This window comes from candidate division WOR-3 bacterium, assembly GCA_016934535.1.
Taxonomy (GTDB): domain Bacteria; phylum SDB-A; class SDB-A; order SDB-A; family SDB-A; genus JAFGIG01.
In genome coordinates this window covers 1-16928 of record JAFGSQ010000064.1, presented here as the reverse complement: position 1 = coordinate 16928, position 16928 = coordinate 1, and the positions used below count along the sequence as shown (strand labels likewise).

18 protein-coding genes are annotated in these 16928 nt (G+C 43.7%); 2 read left to right on the top strand and 16 right to left on the bottom strand.

Annotation, left to right across the window (positions count from 1 at the left end; translation table 11 throughout):
- From JXL83_09300 to JXL83_09290, 3 genes are all read right to left on the bottom strand, one after another.
- Positions 1-1532: hypothetical protein (locus tag JXL83_09300; GenBank protein ID MBN2364315.1), on the bottom strand; the 1532-nt coding region annotated here is incomplete at its 3' end.
- Positions 1525-2445: a site-specific tyrosine recombinase XerD gene (gene xerD / locus JXL83_09295; GenBank protein MBN2364314.1), complete on the bottom strand. Its 921-nt coding sequence runs from the start codon at positions 2443-2445 to the stop codon at positions 1525-1527. The genes xerD and JXL83_09300, both read right to left, overlap by 8 nt.
- Positions 2446-2459: 14 nt before the next feature.
- On the bottom strand, positions 2460-3842 hold the full coding sequence (locus JXL83_09290) for an MBL fold metallo-hydrolase (GenBank protein ID MBN2364313.1): 1383 nt from the start codon (positions 3840-3842) through the stop codon (positions 2460-2462).
- Positions 3843-4021: 179 nt separating this feature from the next.
- On the opposite strand from JXL83_09290, the gene murJ reads away from it, so the two are divergent.
- Both murJ and JXL83_09280 read left to right on the top strand, forming a co-directional pair.
- Entirely contained in the window at positions 4022-5584 is a 1563-nt protein-coding gene (gene murJ / locus JXL83_09285) for a murein biosynthesis integral membrane protein MurJ (protein ID MBN2364312.1), read from the top strand.
- Between the two features lie 6 nt (positions 5585-5590).
- Positions 5591-6475: a hypothetical protein gene (locus JXL83_09280; GenBank protein MBN2364311.1), complete on the top strand. Its 885-nt coding sequence runs from the start codon at positions 5591-5593 to the stop codon at positions 6473-6475.
- Here the strand turns inward: JXL83_09280 and JXL83_09275 are convergent.
- The 13 genes from JXL83_09275 to fusA all read right to left on the bottom strand — a co-directional run bounded on the left by JXL83_09275 (position 6470) and on the right by fusA (position 16662).
- Complete coding sequence (locus JXL83_09275; protein ID MBN2364310.1) at positions 6470-6772, bottom strand: Smr/MutS family protein; 303 nt, start codon at positions 6770-6772, stop codon at positions 6470-6472. The two genes, JXL83_09280 and JXL83_09275, sit on opposite strands and share 6 nt — an antisense overlap.
- Before the next feature lie 162 nt (positions 6773-6934).
- On the bottom strand, positions 6935-8275 hold the full coding sequence (mnmE, locus tag JXL83_09270) for a tRNA uridine-5-carboxymethylaminomethyl(34) synthesis GTPase MnmE (protein ID MBN2364309.1): 1341 nt from the start codon (positions 8273-8275) through the stop codon (positions 6935-6937).
- The gene (locus JXL83_09265; protein MBN2364308.1) at positions 8272-8730 is read right to left on the bottom strand and encodes a KH domain-containing protein; all 459 of its coding nucleotides are present in this window, start codon (positions 8728-8730) and stop codon (positions 8272-8274) included. Before JXL83_09265 ends, mnmE begins: the two co-directional genes overlap by 4 nt.
- Before the next feature lies 1 nt (position 8731).
- Positions 8732-10531, bottom strand: a complete 1800-nt coding sequence (locus JXL83_09260) for a YidC/Oxa1 family insertase periplasmic-domain containing protein (GenBank protein MBN2364307.1) — start codon at positions 10529-10531, stop codon at positions 8732-8734.
- Positions 10532-10545: 14 nt separating this feature from the next.
- Positions 10546-10860, bottom strand: coding sequence for a membrane protein insertion efficiency factor YidD (gene yidD, locus JXL83_09255; GenBank protein MBN2364306.1), 315 nt, complete (start codon positions 10858-10860; stop codon positions 10546-10548).
- On the bottom strand, positions 10755-11087 hold the full coding sequence (rnpA, locus tag JXL83_09250) for a ribonuclease P protein component (GenBank protein MBN2364305.1): 333 nt from the start codon (positions 11085-11087) through the stop codon (positions 10755-10757). Before rnpA ends, yidD begins: the two co-directional genes overlap by 106 nt.
- Positions 11084-11230 carry a 50S ribosomal protein L34 gene (rpmH, locus tag JXL83_09245; GenBank protein ID MBN2364304.1) on the bottom strand — a complete coding sequence of 49 codons (147 nt, stop codon included), beginning with the start codon at positions 11228-11230 and terminating at the stop codon, positions 11084-11086. The genes rnpA and rpmH overlap by 4 nt, the downstream gene beginning before the upstream one ends.
- 64 nt (positions 11231-11294) lie before the next feature.
- Positions 11295-11642, bottom strand: a complete 348-nt coding sequence (gene rsfS, locus JXL83_09240; protein MBN2364303.1) for a ribosome silencing factor — start codon at positions 11640-11642, stop codon at positions 11295-11297.
- A 1-nt stretch (position 11643) separates the two neighbouring features.
- Complete coding sequence (locus JXL83_09235; protein ID MBN2364302.1) at positions 11644-12618, bottom strand: class II fructose-1,6-bisphosphate aldolase; 975 nt, start codon at positions 12616-12618, stop codon at positions 11644-11646.
- 89 nt (positions 12619-12707) lie between these two features.
- Complete coding sequence (locus JXL83_09230; protein ID MBN2364301.1) at positions 12708-13412, bottom strand: tRNA threonylcarbamoyladenosine dehydratase; 705 nt, start codon at positions 13410-13412, stop codon at positions 12708-12710.
- Positions 13363-14133 carry a TatD family hydrolase gene (locus JXL83_09225; GenBank protein MBN2364300.1) on the bottom strand — a complete coding sequence of 257 codons (771 nt, stop codon included), beginning with the start codon at positions 14131-14133 and terminating at the stop codon, positions 13363-13365. Before JXL83_09225 ends, JXL83_09230 begins: the two co-directional genes overlap by 50 nt.
- Positions 14133-14588, bottom strand: coding sequence for a hypothetical protein (locus tag JXL83_09220; protein ID MBN2364299.1), 456 nt, complete (start codon positions 14586-14588; stop codon positions 14133-14135). Before JXL83_09220 ends, JXL83_09225 begins: the two co-directional genes overlap by 1 nt.
- Entirely contained in the window at positions 14581-16662 is a 2082-nt protein-coding gene (fusA, locus tag JXL83_09215; GenBank protein ID MBN2364298.1) for an elongation factor G, read from the bottom strand. Before fusA ends, JXL83_09220 begins: the two co-directional genes overlap by 8 nt.
- Between the last annotated feature and the right edge of the window lie 266 nt (positions 16663-16928).

Sequence of the window (16928 nt, the reverse complement as noted above, 5' to 3'; positions counted from 1 at the left end):
GTTGTCTCGTTGCTCAGCTCTATCAGTTTCTCGTTGCTTCGGTCTATCTCCGAACTTAAGCCGGCGTTCCTCCCCTTCAGCTCCGATACCGACACCTCCAGCTCCGATCGCTCCTTCTCGAGCCTGCCTGATTTTTGGGATTCCTCGAGGATTTTCCATGCAATTTCATCTTTTTCTTTCTCGAGGAGAGCTTTTCTTTCCAATATCTCTGCTAGCGATTTTTTTTCTTTTTCAGTATTTTCCTTAAGCGTTGAAAGTTCGGATTCGTAAGAACTCAGGTTGTTCTCTATTTCACGTTTTTTGTCGCTGATTTCTTTTTCAGCCGAACCTATATCATTCAGCAGGTCATTCAGAATTTTTTCCGATACTTCGGCTTCTTCTTTAAAAGACGCGATGGTTTCGTTCAGGTTGTTCAGTTCTATCTCGACGTTGTCTCTTCGCATGGAAAGCTCTGAACTTTCATTCTCCAATTTTTCTTTTTCACTTATCAGGTTCCGAAGCGTCTCTTTGCATTTTTCGGTTTCCGATTCAAGCTTTTCAATGTCTTCTCCAAGGAGAGTCAATTTGCTTTGCTTTATTTTGTAATTTTCTTCCAGCTCAGTGATTTCATTTTTCTTCGAAGAGATTTCCTGCTCGATGAAGTCTTTCTCCATAGATGTTGATCCTGCTTCCATCTGGAGTCTGTCGAATTCAGCTTGAAGCTCCGCGTTGCGTTTTTCATCAGCTTCGCAGATTTCTTTTAAACGATCCCTCTCTTCCGTCAAAGCCGAGATTTCTTCCGAAGTTATTTTCTTTGTCCGACTCAGCGAAGTAATCTCGTTTTTGACTATGTCTATATCTATCATGGTACGTTCTCTCTGCTGAAAAATGCCGTCCAAAGCCATCTGGTTTTCTTCGATTATTTTTCTGCCTTTTTCTATCTCAGAATGCATCTCATCGAGAGAGCTTTTTTTCTCCGCGAGTTCGTCACCAACCTTTTCGAGTTCTTTGATTTTCTCTTTTTTTTCACCTGCGAGAGAATCAATCTCAGCTGAATACTGCATGATTTTTTCCGAAAGACTCTCAATGTGATTTTCAACTTCAGTCAGGTTGCCGGTTTCTTCTTCCTTTCTTTTTTTCAGAATTGAAATTTCTTCATTGAGATTTTTAGTTTCTTTTTCGGCGGAAAGCTTTTCTTCTGAAATTCTATAAATGTCTGATTCGAGGTCTTTTATTATCGCCTCAAGGTCTTCGGATTCGCAGGAAAGTTTTTCCGTTTCTCTTTTCTTTTCTTCAGCGAGGGATTTAAGGTTTTCGTATTCTTCGGCTTTTTCTTTTACTGTGCTTTTAATTTTTTCCCATTCGTCAATTTCACTGACGATGCTGTCCCTTTTTTCGATGAGTTCCCTTATGCTCTCTTCGAGAACTTTGTTTTCCTGCTCTTGTAAATGATCTCTGTGAGCCTGATCGAATCCTTCCATAAGACTCGAAGACATTTCGTCGGCTATGTCGTCTATTTTCTCTGATTTTTCATTGCCGGGGACATCATTCATTCATTTTCTCCCTGGGGTGGCACGTCTTCAAAATCTCTTTAAGCGTGTCCCTGTCGAGCTCCGTATATATCTGCGTCGTGCTGATCGAAGAATGACCTAAAAGCTCCTGTACCGCTCTTAAATCCGCTCCTCCTTTTAGAAGGTGCGTGGCAAAAGAATGCCTCAGCGTGTGAGGATGAATGTCTTTTCTTATTCCCGCTTCTTTAGCCGCTCTTTTGAGTCTTATCCAAATCATCTGCCTTGAGATCGGCCTTCCTCTCGAACTCAAAAACACTTTGTCGGAATCCTTTTTGCCGTTCAGCAGTTTCGGTCTTGCCGCTTCCAGGTATTTTTTTAAAGCCAAAGCGGCGCAATCGCCGAAGGGGATGAGCCTTTCTTTGTTACCCTTTCCGGTTATTCTTACCAGCTGTTCATCCCACATCAGTGAGTTGAACTTCATTGAACATATCTCGGAAACTCTCAATCCGGAGGAATAAATAAGCTCGAAAATTGCCCTGTCTCTTACGTTTTCGGGCGTTTTCTCCCCGATTGTTTTGAAAATTTTTTCGATTTCGTCTATCGAAAGCGGTGAGGGAAGGGTTCTTTTGCTCCGTGAAACAACGAGATCTGAAGCCGGGTTGAACTGGATGATTTCATTATTTTTAAGAAAACTGAAAAAATGATTTATCGAAGAAACTTTTCTGCTCAGTGAAGCGCGCTTGAGTCCTGATTCCGCCATCTTTTCTGAAAAATCCAGCATGTGTTCAAACTTAATGCTTTCCGGACATAATTTCATACCGACACAGAAGTCTGAAAGTTGTTTTATGTCATTTTTGTAAGCGTTAAGAGTGTTCGGGCTGGCGCCCTTTTCAAAAATCAGGAACTGAATGAAATCTTCATTCATTTTTTTCCACTTACTTTTGACATCCTCCATCGTGTCTCCTTTCTTCACACTTCAACGAAACCTTCGCCGTTATCAGGTATGCCGGCCGGTATTCCGGTTTCGTCGATCTTTGCTTTCAGCGCTTCCATCTGATTAATTTCGCCGTGAACGAGTAAGGTTTTCCCGGGATTGACTTCTTTTATAAAATTAAAAAGCTCTGTTCCATCAGCGTGAGCGCTCCATTCGTTGTTCGTCAGGACTTCGGCTCTCACTTCGTAATCCTTTCCGAATATTTTTATTTCCTTCATTCCGTCTGCTATTCTCCTTCCGAGAGTGTTGACGGCCTGAAAACTAACTATCAAAATCACGTTTTTTTCGTCTTCAATGTTATTTTTGAGGTGGTGAACTATCCTGCCGCCCTCGCACATGCCACTGGCCGATATAATAATTATCGGACCCTCTTTTTCGTTCAATTCTTTGGACTGTTCGACGCTTTTTGTGTATTTAAGTTTTCCAAAGCCGAAAGGATCTCCGTCTTTTGCCATCATTTCCATGGATTTTTCGTCAAGTTCGTAGAAGTGCTGTCTGTAAATCTCCGTGACGTTTGTCGAAAGGGGACTGTCCACGAATATTTCTATGGTCGAAGGAATTCTCCTTTCAAGCATCAGTTCGTGAAGCGTATAGACAATATCCTGAGTCCTTCCTACCGAAAAAGCAGGTATTATAAGTTTTCCACTTGTTCGGCTTATTTTTTCCACGGCAAAGACCATCCTATCCTTCGCTTCTTCAAAACCGTGGTGTTTTTTTCCTCCGTAAGTGCTTTCAATGAGAAGGCAATCTATTTTTGTATCTTTTACATGTTCCGGGTCTTTCAGCAGAGGTGCGTTCATCCTCCCGAGATCGCCTGAAAAAAGCAGGGTTTTGTCTTTTTCAGATACCTCAACCATAGCTGAACCGAGAATGTGTCCCGCTCTCAAAAATCTCGCTGTCAGTCCTGAAGCGGCTTCGAAAGGTTCTCCGAAATTCTTGACCTTGACCAGTTCAAACACGGCTTCGACATCTTCGCCTGTGTAAAGAGGCACTATCTCGGGGTCTTCCGCCTTTTTTTTTCTGTTGATGTATTCGGCGTCCTTGAACTGAAGATGGGCGCTGTCCAAGAGAAGCAATTCCGTCAATTCTCTCGTAGCTGGAGTCATGAAGATGTGCCCTCTGAAACCCTTTTTTACAAAATAAGGAAGCAATCCGCAATGGTCTATGTGCGCGTGAGATATCACAACGCTTTCCACGGACGAAGGGTCTGTTTTTAAATTTCTGTTGAGGGAATTCGAATCGGCTCTTTTTCCCTGATATAGGCCGCAATCGAGAATGCATTTAACATTACGTGAAGACTCCAAAAGATGCATGGAGCCGGTCACGGTTCTAACGGCTCCTAATGGTTTGATTTTCAAGCGGTGCCCTCGCGAAATTTAAATGATATTCATAGCAAACTCGCCAATACATTTTAATGATAATATGTAAAGATAATATGTCAACTGATTTCCCCGTGAGTCTTTCACAGGTTTTACTTTATACAGCATAAGGCAGATTGGGCTTTTGAAATCGCGTCTAATTTGATATTTTTACTCTTATGATGTCTCATTCCAAAAACACTTCGGAAACGAAAAACCTGCTCAAGAGTGCCGGGAAATTTTCTTTCGGAGTTTTTATAAGCAGGATTCTCGGCCTCATCAGGGAAATTGTTTACGCAGTGCTTTACGGAGCAGGCGCTTCCATGGACGCTTTCAGAACAGCTTACATAATACCCGGTTTGATACTTGAGTTCATATCGGAAGGCACGATGAACGCCGCTTTTATTCCGATTTTTTCCGACCTAAACGAAAAAGAAGGAAAGAAAAAAGCGCTGCTGTTCGCGATCAACCTTTTCAATATCCTGCTCGTGCTTTCGAGTCTGTTGTGCGCCCTCGGCATTGTTTTTGCACCTTTAATAGTCTCGGTTTTCGCCGGAGGATATTCCGCTGAAAAGCAGGTTCTGACAGTATCTCTCGTAAGAACTCTTTTTCCTTTGCTAATAATTTCTTCTTCTACTTCTCTCGTAATGGGCTTTTTGAACTATTTCAGGTATTACACAACGACCGGTCTCGCGCCGGCTCTTTGGAACGCGGTCTCTATAATTGTTACACTGCTGCTTTTCAGGGTATTCGGCAGGTCAGGATCCCTCTCTCCCTTCCCTCTCGCAATAGGAATTCTTGCGGGATCGGTGGCTCAATTCGTGGTAATGCTTCCCAAGTCGGTAAAGGAAGGTCTGAAATACAAACTGTATATTTGTCTCTCCGACAAAGCAGTTAAAAAGGCTCTCTGTCTTTTTCTCCCTGTTGCATTAGGATACATCGCGACAAGGATAAACGTCGCAGTCAACCAAGCTTTTGCGACGCACCTCGGCGAAGGCGCGGTCTCACATTACTCTTTCGCCTTCAGGCTTATGACCTTTCCTCTGGGTATTATCGGAGTCAGCCTGGCGACTGTCACTCTTCCCGAGACTGCCAGGCATGCGTCTTCCATGAGAACGGACCTTGTCCTGTCAGCACTCATAAGGTCTTTGAGAATGGCAATGTTTTTCGTATTTCCTGTATGTTTTCTCATGTGGGTTCTGAGATATCATCTAGTGAGAATAATATTCCAGCACGGCATGTTCAGCGCGGAAAGCACTGTTGCCACGGCAGATATACTCGGCTGGTTTCTTATAGGGATTGCTGGCACTTCATTCGTAAAAATCCTTTCCAATACTTTTTATTCAATGAAAGACACTAAAACGCCTGTTGTCGTCAGCTTCTTTTCAAGCGCCGTCAATGTTGTTTCCGTATTTGCTCTTAAGCAAAGAATGGGAATAAACGGTCTTGCTTTGGCTGTTTCCATGGCAAGCATATTTAATTTCCTTTGCCTTCTCATGATGTTTCATTTCAAATTCGCCCGAGTGTCCTTTCCAAAACTCGCCGAGGGAGCTTTTAAAACGCTTTTCGCGTCGGCGCTTCCTGCAACTGTTCTTTATTTCACCCTTCGTTCAGCCGAATTCATTTTCGCTCATTCCTTGAGCCTCAAAACATCTCTTGCCATCGTCTTGGTTTCCGGAGTGCTTTATTTAATCTTTTTCCTCGCACTCGCGAAGACTCTTGAATTCAGAGTCTCCTCATAAATCCCCATGCTTTACATTTTACTTGCTATCATTTCGAGCTCTTGTGTTGCTGTTTTTCTTAAAATCGCAGACCTGCTGGGCTGCGACAGAATGAAGGTGGCTTCTTTCAATTATCTTTCAGCCTTTGCCACGGCGCTTTTTCTGCTTTTTACAGACGGTTTCAATCCGGAAACCGGCGGATCTGCATTCACTTTGATTTTCAAAAATCCGTCAAATTTCTTTTTTATCTGGTCGACCTTTACGGGATTAGCCGGAGGCGTGATGTATTTGTTGGGGTTCTTATCCATACAATCCAGTATACGGGAAAACGGAGTCGCCCTGACGGGCGCACTCTCAAAACTTGGAGTCGTTCTGCCGGTCGTTCTGTCTTATTTTCTTTTCAAAGAGCAAATGTCTTTGCTGAAAACAAACGGTGTTTTGCTTTCTATGGCGGCTGTTTTTTTTCTCTCCTTACCTTCGAAAAAAGAAAAGCTCAGAAAAAAAACCACGCTCATAATTCTCTGGGTTCTTTTAGCCACAGGATTGGCTGAATTTTCCAACAAGCTTTTCGAAAATTATGCTCCCGAAATATACAAAAACCTTTTCCTGGCCACAGTATTCGCGACGGCTTTTTTACTGTCGGCTGTCATGGGCGGTTTCAGGAAAACAGAGAAATTAAAAAAAAACGCCTTAGCCGGTTTTGTGGTAGGAATCCCCAATCTTTTCTCGTCTTTTTTTCTTATATCCTCGTTCAGACAGTATCCCGCCGCTGTGGCATTTTCATTCTATTCAGTGGGAAGTATTCTGCTCATAACGGTTGCCGGAGCGGTATTTTTTAAGGAAAAAATCTCGGCAAAAAAATTCGTTTCTCTGACAGCAATATCGCTTTCGTTGATATTGATGAATTTATGACAAACCGTCTTCTTCAGCCAGTTCGACCAGCGTCGCTCCCCAGGAGCTTCTTTGATCGTTTGCTGTTTCGTAGGATTTGACAAACTCTATCTTTTTCAGGACGGAATGAACTCTGGCCATAAGAACACCTTTCCCTTTTCCATGAATGATCCTCACCTTTTTTATTCCCCTTCTCCTGCATTCTTCAAGATATTCACGAATTAAACTCTCCGTTTCCTTTTTGTCGAAACAGTGAAGATCGAGAGTCCCTTCGACGGGAATTACTACAGGGTGTTTGTTTTCAGGATATTCTACCAAGGATTTACCGGCTTAATAGAGCTGTTAAAAATAATTTCCTTCGAATCTTCTTCTGTCTTTCGAACGACGCGACAGATGTCATCATTTTTGATCATTTTGTTTCCTGAAATGCAATCCGGGCAATTTTCGTACTGTTTTATCCGGTTGTCAATGTTGAGAAAGTTATTTCCCCACGCAAAATTTATCGAACAGAGCCACTATTTCTCCTGGTTTCACATGCACTCCGATTATCGATCCGAGGTTTTCCGACACTTTTTCAAGTTCGTAAGCCGCGATGTCCCAGACGTCTTTTTCAATGTTCTTTTCGGCTCTTTTAATGCTCGATAAAGCTTCCGACGCCAGCAGAGAGGCTCTTTCCGAAACAAACGGGTCTCCGTCTGATGTTTTATTTTCCGCGCTTTCACCCCACAGTTTTGTCGAAATTTCTCTTTTCAGAGAGTCAAGGTTTTCTCCCGTTACTGCCGAGACCGGGAGAATTTCCTCGGGCAAGCGGCCAACTTCTATTGCCAGGTCTGATTTATTAAGAGCGAGCACCCTCTTTTTACCTTCAGTCAAAGCGGAAAACTTCTTCAGGTCGCTTTTCCATTCTGCGACAGCATCGAGAAGAACGATAACCGCGTCAGCTCCTCTCAGCTTATCCAGCAAAATCTCTTTCCCAAGTTTTTCTACGGAATCGAAGTGTTCGTCTCTCAAACCCGCCCCGTCAACAAGTCTGATCATGCCTCCTGGAAAATCGACCTCTTCCCTTATCATGTCTCTTGTCGTCCCAGGCGCATCAGAAACAACAACCCTGTGGCTTCCATAAAACCGGTTAAAAAGGGTTGATTTTCCGGCGTTTGGAGGACCTATTATGAAAACTTGCGGTTTTTCAAAATCTTTCGCCGCAGCAGACGACCAGGACGCTATTTCATCAACGTCATTAAAAGCTTTTTTTAATCTTCCGTAAAAATCCTTCGAAAGTTTCGGATAAGTATCTTCTTCAAGTGCGCATATTTCGAGTTCGGCACGGCAAAGGTCGAGATTTTCGAGCGATTTTTTAACTTTTCGCCCGAGATTTCCTTCCAATGAAGCTCCCGCTCGTCTCAATGAACTTTCGTTCGAGCTATTTATCATTGACAACACACCCTCGACCTGGGAGAGATCCATTTTTCCGTTCATGTAAGCCCTGTAAGTGAATTCACCTCTATCTGCTATTCTGGCTCCCATATCTACGCAGGTCTCGATTAACTTTCGTACGAGATATTGGTTGCCGTGAACGCTGATTTCACAAACGTCTTCGCCGGTGTAAGATCCGGGTTTCGGATAGTAAACAGCCAGGGCAAAATCTTTAACGCCGCCGGACAAAACAATTTTGACCAAAACCGCTTTTCTCGGTTTGAACGTATTTTTTTCCGTGATTTTAGACAGGTAAGCGAGACTATTGCCGCCGCTGATTCTTACGACAGCCACGGCACTTTCCCCGTCCGGTGTTATTCTCGCTATTATGGTGTCAAATAAGTTCACTTCGGGAAGATGACCAGGTCTTTGATGTCCCCATCGCCTTCGCTTCGGCTTTCTACGCCGTCAAAATCCTTGATTATCATGTGTGCTATTCTTCTCTCGTAAGAGTTCAGGTTCTTGATGATATGCTCTTCCGTCAGTAATTCGGCTCTTCGTGCAATTTCGACCACTTTTTCTTTGAAGCTGTCTTCCCTTTTTTTCATGTAATCCTCGGCGTCAATCCTCACCCTGCAACCCTTGAAATCCCTGGACAGCATTTTGTTAACAAGCAGGGTTATTGACTGAATCACCGACCCTTCCCTTCCGATTATCCTGCCTGAATCCTCTTCGGAGAATATGCTTACAAGAAATATATTTTCGCTTTCTTCAGAAATATCAAGGGTCACGCTATCAAATCCCATTAACCTGAGAAGTTCATTTATATTTTCAAAGAGCCAGTTTTTTATGTTTTCGTCCATGTTACTCCGCCCGTTGTTCTTTGGCTATTTTTTCCCTGTATTTGAAAAACAACTGCTGTCCGAGCCCGAAAAGGTTGTATGAAGCCCAATACAAAACAATCGCAGCGGGAAAACCGAGAAAAATATACGTCATGAATATAGGCATTATGTAAGTCAGTGATTTCTGCTGAGGATTTGTGTTTGTCATCTTCTGTTGAAAAAACATCATCACGCCCATCAGAAGCGGCAGAATCCCGATACCCGGCGCGGAAGTAAAAGGCAGGGAAAACGGGATAGTCGCCTCGGGTCTCGAAAGGTCGGGAATCCAGAGAAAACTCTGATTCCTCAGAATAATTGTCGTTCTCATTATCTGATATAAAGCCATGAATACCGGCATCTGAAGAAGCAAAGGCAAACAGCCGCTGAAAGGATTGAAAGCCTCCTGCCTGTACATTTTCATGGTTTCTTCGTTCAACCTTTTCGGATCGCCCTTGTATTTGTCTTTCAATTCCTGCAGTTTGGGCTGAAGATCCTGCATTCTCTTCATTGATTTCTGACTGTAGAGAGAAAGCGGGAGAAAAACTATGTTCATGGCCAGAGAAAATATTATTATGTCGAGCCCGTAATTCGGTATGGCTTTGTTCAGCAATCTCAAAAACCACAACAGGGTCTTGCTTATGGGCCTGAGCCAGCGCCATCCCATTTGAACGTTCTCGTCGAGATGGAATCCCGTCTTCAACAAATGAGTCTCGTCGAGCGGTCCGGTGTAGCAGATAAATTTTACAGTATCAGAGCGTGTGGGACCGAAATGTATATCGGTTTGGTATGGGTGGAAATCGTCGTCGTTTGCGTATGACACGAACTTTACGGGAGAATGAAAATCACTTTCGTCGTCGTTTCTCGGAATAAAAGCTATCATAAAATACTGATCTGCCACTCCCGCCCAAAATGCCGGTTCTTCGTACAGAGCCTTGCCGTCAGCTACGTCTTTCAGGCTCTTCCTGAAATACCTGAATCCGGTCGGGCTCATGGCGACAAAAAACCTGTTTTTACCTGGATCTGATTTTACATCGGGTTCGGTCACCGCCATGCCTTCGAACCACGCCATTGACCAGCTGTATCTCATTCTGTCGCTGAAATCAGTCCAGGCCGATACGTGAAAAGAATACCCTTCGGACGGGATCATGTATCTTATGTAAACACTCTCGTGTGAAGTGTCCATAACTGCTGTGCTTGAAGTGTCTCCGCCCACAGTGTCCAGGAACTCAGATTCGGTCACTCGCAGGATATTCTGAGAAAAAACAAACACCTGCGTGTCCGAAACATTATATGACGTGTCGAGGAAAAAAGGTACTTCAAAGGAATTGAATCTTTGCTTTTTGAGGCTGTCGTCGTTCAGGTAGAATATCAAGCCTTTCTGAGAGACAGCGCTGTCGTTCAGCGGATAAAGGCTGAGCATTTTTTCCGAACCTGATATCCCGTAGTCATGAAGGATTATTCCTGCGACTGAGGCTCCTTTTTCAAGGTTCAGGGAGATGGTTAAATTCTCATTTTCCATGACGAATCCTGAATTTTCAGGCAGTTTCTCGAAAAAAACAGTTTCTCCGCCTCTTGAAGCTGTGTCCTGCGCCGGAATCACCGTTGCCGTGTCCACAATGGCAGTCGTGTCGTCAATTACTTCTGCGGCAGATGTTTCAGCTGCAACAGAACTGTCAACAACCGGAATGTCCTGTTTTTTATTCTTGTTAAAAAACAACTGCCAGGTGATCAGAATTATAAATGAAACAGCTATCGCGATAATTATTCTCAGCTTGTAATCCATTTTACTCCTTCGTTTCAATCGAGAGGATCATATCCTCCTGCGCAGAATGGGTTGCATCTCAAAATCCTCTTCAGAGAGAGGATAACGCCTTTTTTCAGCCCGTATTTCATTAGCGCCTGTTTCGCGTATTCTGAACACGAGGGATAAAACCTGCAAGACCTCGGAAACAAAGGCGAAACAATGTGCCTGTACACTTCAACTGCGAAGATTGCCGCTTTCGCGGTCAGATCAATCCGGCTTTTTTCATTGCCGTTGTCAATTGCTTCTCCAGTTCCGCGAAACTCAGGCAAGCGGCTTCTTTTTTTGCTATGACAATGAACTCGCTGCATAATTTAATCTCAGCAATTCTTTTCATCAGAACAGATTTAAGCCGTCTTCTGAGCTTATTCCTGGCTACGGCGCCTTTGATGCCCTTTCTCAGGCCTATGCTGAACCTTGTTTCTCCTGCAGGTTGATGAATAATGCCGATAAAAGTACAATAATCTTTTTTGCCTTTAGCGAGAAGTTTTTCTATTTCTTTTTTTTTCTTCAGTTTCCCTATAACGCCGTTTTTCATCCTGCAATTTCGGGCACAAGTCTTTTTCTTCCTTTTGCTCTTCTGCTCGACAGTACCTTTCGCCCGTTTCTGGTGCTCATTCTTTTTCTGAAACCGTGTGTTCTCGCTCTTTTCAATCTGCTCGGTTGATATGTCCTTTTCATTTTATCCTCCGGAAAATACTTGGTTGAATCAAAGAAGCAAATTATACCAGCTTCTCGTGAATTGTCAACGCGTTGATTGAAATTCTGTCAATTTAGCGTCAGGCCAGATGCTTTCGAGATTATAGAGTTCTCTCATCTCGGGCACCATTAAATGGACCATGAAATCAGTAAAATCCAGTACTGCCCATTTGCCGTTCCTCGATCCTTCTTCTCTGAAAAAGCTCTTTTCAGTAGATTTTTTTATCGCCTCGTGAATTTTTCTGACCAGGCTTCTGGAATGTACGTCTGAAAGTGTAGTCGCTATGACAATGCCGTCCGTAACAGCTGAAAGCCCTGCTATGTCTATGTAAATTACGTCATAAGCCTTGTTTTCCAGAAGAACTGAAATTACCTGAGCTGTATCACTGTTCATGTCATCCCTGACCCGAACTGCCCATGACGTTGACGTTTTTATCTATAAGTAGTTCTTTTAGCGCTTCTCTCGCGGGACCGAGATAGTCTCTCGGATCGTATTTATCCGGGTTTTTTGCAAGGGCTTCCCTTATTTTTGCTGTCACGACTAGTCTTCCGTCCGTGTCGACGTTTATTTTGCAAACCGAGGATTTGGCGGCTCTTCTCAGTTGTTCTTCAGGTACCCCGGCGGCTCCCTCGAGTTTTCCACCGTATTTGTTTATCATATCTACGTAATCGGCAGGTACGGATGAAGATCCGTGAAGGACGATCGGAAAACCGGGAATCTGCTTGGTGATCTCTTCGAGAATGTCAAATCTTAGCTCAGGCAAAGGTTCTCCGGGTTTCAGCTTGAATTTGTACGCTCCGTGAGATGTGCCTATCGAAATAGCCAGCGAATCCACGTTTGTCTTGCCGACAAATTCTTTGACGTCTTTCGGATCTGTATAAGTCGTAGCCTCTCCTACCACTTCATCTTCGATGCCTGCGAGTACGCCGAGTTCCCCCTCTACCGTGACATCGAAGTTGTGGGCGTATTCGACAACTTTTTTTGTCAACTCGATGTTGTCCTTGAACGACAGAGAGGAACCGTCAATCATAACTGATGAGAAGCCGTACTGAATTGCCGATTGGCAGGTTTCGAAAGAATCGCCGTGATCGAGATGAAGAGCTATAGGGAATTTGGCTTTGAGCTCGTCCCTGACCATTCTGACAGCACCTTCGGCCATATATCTGAGCATTATCGGATTTGCGTATTTTCGGGCTCCTTTTGAAACCTGAAGTATTACGGGCGAATTGGTCTCGGCGCAAGCGAGCATTATCGACTGAAGCTGTTCCATGTTGTTGAAATTATATGCCGGTACAGCGAAACCTGAATCGTATGCTTTTTTGAACATCTCGCGCGTGTTGACAAAACCAAGACTTTTAAATTCAATCATGCTTTCTCCTTATTGTTTCGGTTTACTTTTAAAATTATATCAAAAAAGAAGTCTTTTGCCGAGAGCCGCGATTGGAATAATCTTCTCCATCAGTCAAACGGAACGCTCACTCTGTCAAGAATCCACTTGGCCATATAAAAACCGAACACAGCGGTGACGATGAAAGAGGAGCCGACCGGCTTTTCTTTTGACGGACACACTTCTGTCGAATAGACGACTGGAAAATCGCAGTTTGATTTAAGCTCTTTTCTCATTTTTCTTGCCAGAGGGCAAACTTTCGTTTCGCTCAAAAGCGATATCCTTATCATTGACGGGTCTTTCTTCCAGCCGGCCCCCATGGAAGAAATAAAGCCTGTTTTATTTACTACACAAACCCTGGCCATAGTTATTTTTGCTTCGATGTCGTCAACGGCGTCCAATACGAAATCCGGTTTAAAATTCGCCAAAAGCGATACGTTGTCAGGAGTGATTTCCTCTTTAATCGCCGTAAAGCTGCCTCGGGGATTAATTTCCGAACATCTTTCGGAAGTTTCCGCGGCTTTTTCGCGGCCGATATTTTTTACCGAACTCTGAAAATGCCTGTTGAGATTGGAAGCCTCCAGATAGTCTCTGTCTATCAGCAGGACGTTTTCCGCCCCTAATCTGCAAAGCGCTTCAGCGGCAGCCGAGCCCACTCCTCCGAGTCCTACAACGGCGATTCTCTTTTCCGATAGTCTTTTCAGAGTTTCTTCGCCGTAGACAAGTTCAGTCCGGGAAAGAAACTCTTTCCCGAAAAGCTCTTCGTGTGTTTTCATGAATTTCAGCGTTCATTGAGAAAAAATCCTTTCCTTTTATATAAGAAATTTTTTCAACGACGAGTGGCAGATGAGCGGGCGTGCCGCTTTTTTTTCTTTTGTCAGGAAAAAAGTATGGCGCGTCCGTTTCAGCCAGTATAAGTTCGTCCGGCATTTTTCTCACTGAATTGAAAAGTTTTTTGTTGTTCGGATGCAACACGTTTCCGGAAATCGAAAAAAAACAGCCGATAGCGGCAAAAGCTCCTACCTGCCCGTCTCCTCCGCTGTACCTGTGCAATATTACCGGAATTTTTAACTTTAAATTCTTGAGCTCTTTTAAAAGAAGGTCGTACTGACCAAGGCAATGGATAATAATCGGAAGACCTGCGGAAACAGCTATTTCAGTCTGGTTGTACAATATTTTTTTTTGAAGATTAATCCCGGCGCTGTTTTTTAAAGTGTCAAAACCCGCTTCACCTATGGCCGCGACTCTCTTGTTTTTTGAAAGATTTTCTAGAGCCAGCATCTCCGGGGAAAAATCCTTTGCCCTTACTGACTGTGGATGAATACCGACACTCAGATAGATCCCGGGTTCTTTTTTAGCCGCCTCTTTTTCCCAAAGCCCGGGATCGGTGAGACAATCAATAATTGTATCAACCCCCGCCGTTCTCGCCTGGCGAATGACATCATCTCTTCTGTCTGCGATCGGAAAATGCGATAAGTGGCAGTGTGCGTCAGTCACTAATACACTGTTTTAACTTCGACGGGTGGTGATTCAATTTCTACTTTTTCACCGTCCACATAAAACAAGAGCCACGCGAAGACATTTTCACCTCCCGAAATCCTCGAAGGGTAATCCACGACGGCTCTGACAGTGAAAGATTGTTCCACAGAATCCGTGGTAAAAATCGGTTCGAAATCAAAAGTTACTGATGAAATCTCCGTTCCGTCAATTTTTTCTATCATTCCGGCGATCAGCGTAATCTCATGAAATTCCTGTTTTGCCGAAACCGTTAACTCGAAATTGCATATAACGTTAGGTTCGGAAGGCGGAACAGTGGGCATCATGTTTTTCCAAATCTCGACCTCTGCTCTGATGAAAGTTTCCCCCGTTTCGTTAACTTCGGCATTTTTAGGTCCGCAGGAAAAAGCAAGCAAACCCGCAACCGCAAGTAAAAAAGCAGTGTACTTATTCATTGGCTTCCTCCCTTCTCTTTTTTGTCTCTTCGGCAATTTTAATTGTAAGTTCTTTGGGGACTTCTTCGTAATGGGAATACTTTTGAGTGAAAAATCCCCTGCCCTGAGTTATAGATCTGAGATTTGTCGAATACATGTACATTTCGGATTCCGGGACCAGAGCTTTTATTTTTTGCCACTTGCCGGCAGGTTCCATTCCGAGGACTTTTCCCCTTCTCGTGCTTATGTCTCCCATTATATCGCCGGTGTTCTCGTTTGGAATCGTCACTTCAATACTGACTATCGGTTCCAGTAGAATCGGATTGGCCTCGGGTATGGCTTTCTGGAAAGCAAGCGAAGCCGCTATCTGAAAAGCGAAATCGGAGGAATCGACTTTGTGGTAACTTCCGTCGTAAAGAACCGCTCTGAAATCGACTGTCATCGAATTTGAAAGGACACCTTTCTTTCTGGCCTCTTCGAGTCCTTTATTCACTGCCGGAATATAGTTTTTAGGAACAGCTCCTCCGAAAATCTCGTCCTTAAATTCGAATTCCTTTCCTCTCTCTATGGGTTCGAACCTGATCCACACATCGGCGAACTGGCCTCTTCCGCCAGACTGTTTTTTGTGCCTTCCCTGGGCTTCAGCTTTTTTCCTTATTGTCTCCCTGTATTTGATTATCGGTTTTTCGAATTTCAGGTTACTGCCTGATTTTTTGATTTTTGAGAGGGTGATTTCCAAATGTGTTTCACCGAGTCCTTCAACCAAAGTTTGTCTCGTCTCGGAATCGTATCTGAATCTGAAAGAAGGATCCTCTTTCTGTATCTTAGTCAGACCGGAAATCATTTTTTCGTCGTCGGATTTCGATTCCGGAATGACGGCAAAAGTTATGCTTGGTTCCGGGAATTTTATTTTTTCAATCTCTACAGAAAGAATTTTCTCGGAAAGTGTGTCGTTTGTCGTGGTGTCTTTGAGCTTGACGAGAGCCGCGATGTCTCCCGCACCGAGCTCTTTCATGTCGGTTCTGTCTTTGCCGACGACGGAAAACATCTGTCCTATCTTTTCGTTTTTGCCCGTTCGGCTGTTAATCAGTTCTGCTCCCTGCGGTACTTTTCCGGAGTAAGCTTTCATGTAGCATATCTCGCCGACATGCTGTTCCGCCGTCATTTTAAACACCAGACCGGCGAAAGGAGATCCCTCCTTGAGTTCCGCTTCATCTCCGCCCGATGTTTTCCTGACCTTGTAGGGATATATGACCGAAGGAGGGGGAGCCAAAGCTGTAATCAGATTGAGCAAATTTTCGACTCCGCTTCCCGTAACCGCGTCTCCGCAAAGGACAGGTACGAAAAGATTTTTCTTGAAGGCTTCGACCAGACCTTTTGATATCTCTTCTTCCTCCAGTTTTTTTCCTTCAAGATACTTTTCCATCAGCGCTTCGTCGGCTTCCGTTGCCGATTCTGCAATAGTGTTGTATGCATCGTCTATTTTTTCAGATGAATCGCCCGGAACTTCGCAAATTTCCGTTTTCCCTTCCTTCATGATGCAGGCTTTTTTGGCGACGGCGTCTATTACCCCTTTGAAAGAGGCGCCTTCGCCCAAAGGCAAAACGAAAGGAGTGAATATTACCTTCGGGAAAGCCTCTCTCAATGAAGAAAGGCATTTTTCGAAATCCGCGTTTTCTTTTGTCATGTGATTGACAAAAACAAATCGGGGAATTTTCTTTTCGTCAAGCCGGTCCCAAGTTATTTCCGTTCCAACTTCGACTCCCGAGGCTGAATCTACTACTACGACAGCGCTTTCGGTGACGCTGACTGCGGCAACCGTTTCAAAAATAAAATCTATATAGCCGGGTGTGTCGAGTATGTTTATTTTTTTATCTTTCCAAGCAAAATTCGCAAGAGAAAGGTTTATCGATGTCTTTCTCGTCTTTTCTTCCTGATCGAAGTCCATGACGGTGTTTCCGTCGTCTATGCTTCCCATTCTGTTAATCGCGCCCGCTCTATACAGCATTGACTCAGCGAGAGTCGTCTTTCCCGCCCCCTGATGAGAAACCAAAACAACATTCCTGATATCGTCAATACCAAACACCGACATCATGCCTCCTTGCTGAAAAAAAAATCAAAACGGATTTCTTCAAGACAAACAGCGTGTAAACTGTTATTTTAAACACATTTCACAGATAAATTCAATATATGATTTTTTGTTTGTTGTAACCGGACAATAACGGTTATAATTTCTCAATGGTTCGCCGCAAAAATATTATTATATATTCCAGTACACTAGTGTCCTAATAAAATCATTATAAATTGAAGAGATTCATTTGTCCACAAGGGTCTCTGGCATTTAGGGGATTGTCGGGATTC

Excerpts from the sequence above, each read along its gene's own strand:
- rpmH (MBN2364304.1), bottom strand. The coding sequence starts at position 11,230 with ATGAAAAGGACATATCAACCGAGCAGATTGAAAAGAGCGAGAACACAC.
- murJ (MBN2364312.1), top strand. The coding sequence starts at position 4,022 with ATGATGTCTCATTCCAAAAACACTTCGGAAACGAAAAACCTGCTCAAG.
- rnpA (MBN2364305.1), bottom strand. The coding sequence starts at position 11,087 with ATGAAAAACGGCGTTATAGGGAAACTGAAGAAAAAAAAAGAAATAGAA.
- JXL83_09265 (MBN2364308.1), bottom strand. The coding sequence starts at position 8,730 with ATGGACGAAAACATAAAAAACTGGCTCTTTGAAAATATAAATGAACTT.
- JXL83_09260 (MBN2364307.1), bottom strand. The coding sequence starts at position 10,531 with ATGGATTACAAGCTGAGAATAATTATCGCGATAGCTGTTTCATTTATA.
- JXL83_09235 (MBN2364302.1), bottom strand. The coding sequence starts at position 12,618 with ATGATTGAATTTAAAAGTCTTGGTTTTGTCAACACGCGCGAGATGTTC.
- rsfS (MBN2364303.1), bottom strand. The coding sequence starts at position 11,642 with ATGAACAGTGATACAGCTCAGGTAATTTCAGTTCTTCTGGAAAACAAG.
- JXL83_09230 (MBN2364301.1), bottom strand. The coding sequence starts at position 13,412 with ATGAAAACACACGAAGAGCTTTTCGGGAAAGAGTTTCTTTCCCGGACT.
- yidD (MBN2364306.1), bottom strand. The coding sequence starts at position 10,860 with ATGCAGCGAGTTCATTGTCATAGCAAAAAAAGAAGCCGCTTGCCTGAG.
- JXL83_09220 (MBN2364299.1), bottom strand. The coding sequence starts at position 14,588 with ATGAATAAGTACACTGCTTTTTTACTTGCGGTTGCGGGTTTGCTTGCT.
- xerD (MBN2364314.1), bottom strand. The coding sequence starts at position 2,445 with ATGGAGGATGTCAAAAGTAAGTGGAAAAAAATGAATGAAGATTTCATT.
- JXL83_09280 (MBN2364311.1), top strand. The coding sequence starts at position 5,591 with ATGCTTTACATTTTACTTGCTATCATTTCGAGCTCTTGTGTTGCTGTT.
- fusA (MBN2364298.1), bottom strand. The coding sequence starts at position 16,662 with ATGATGTCGGTGTTTGGTATTGACGATATCAGGAATGTTGTTTTGGTT.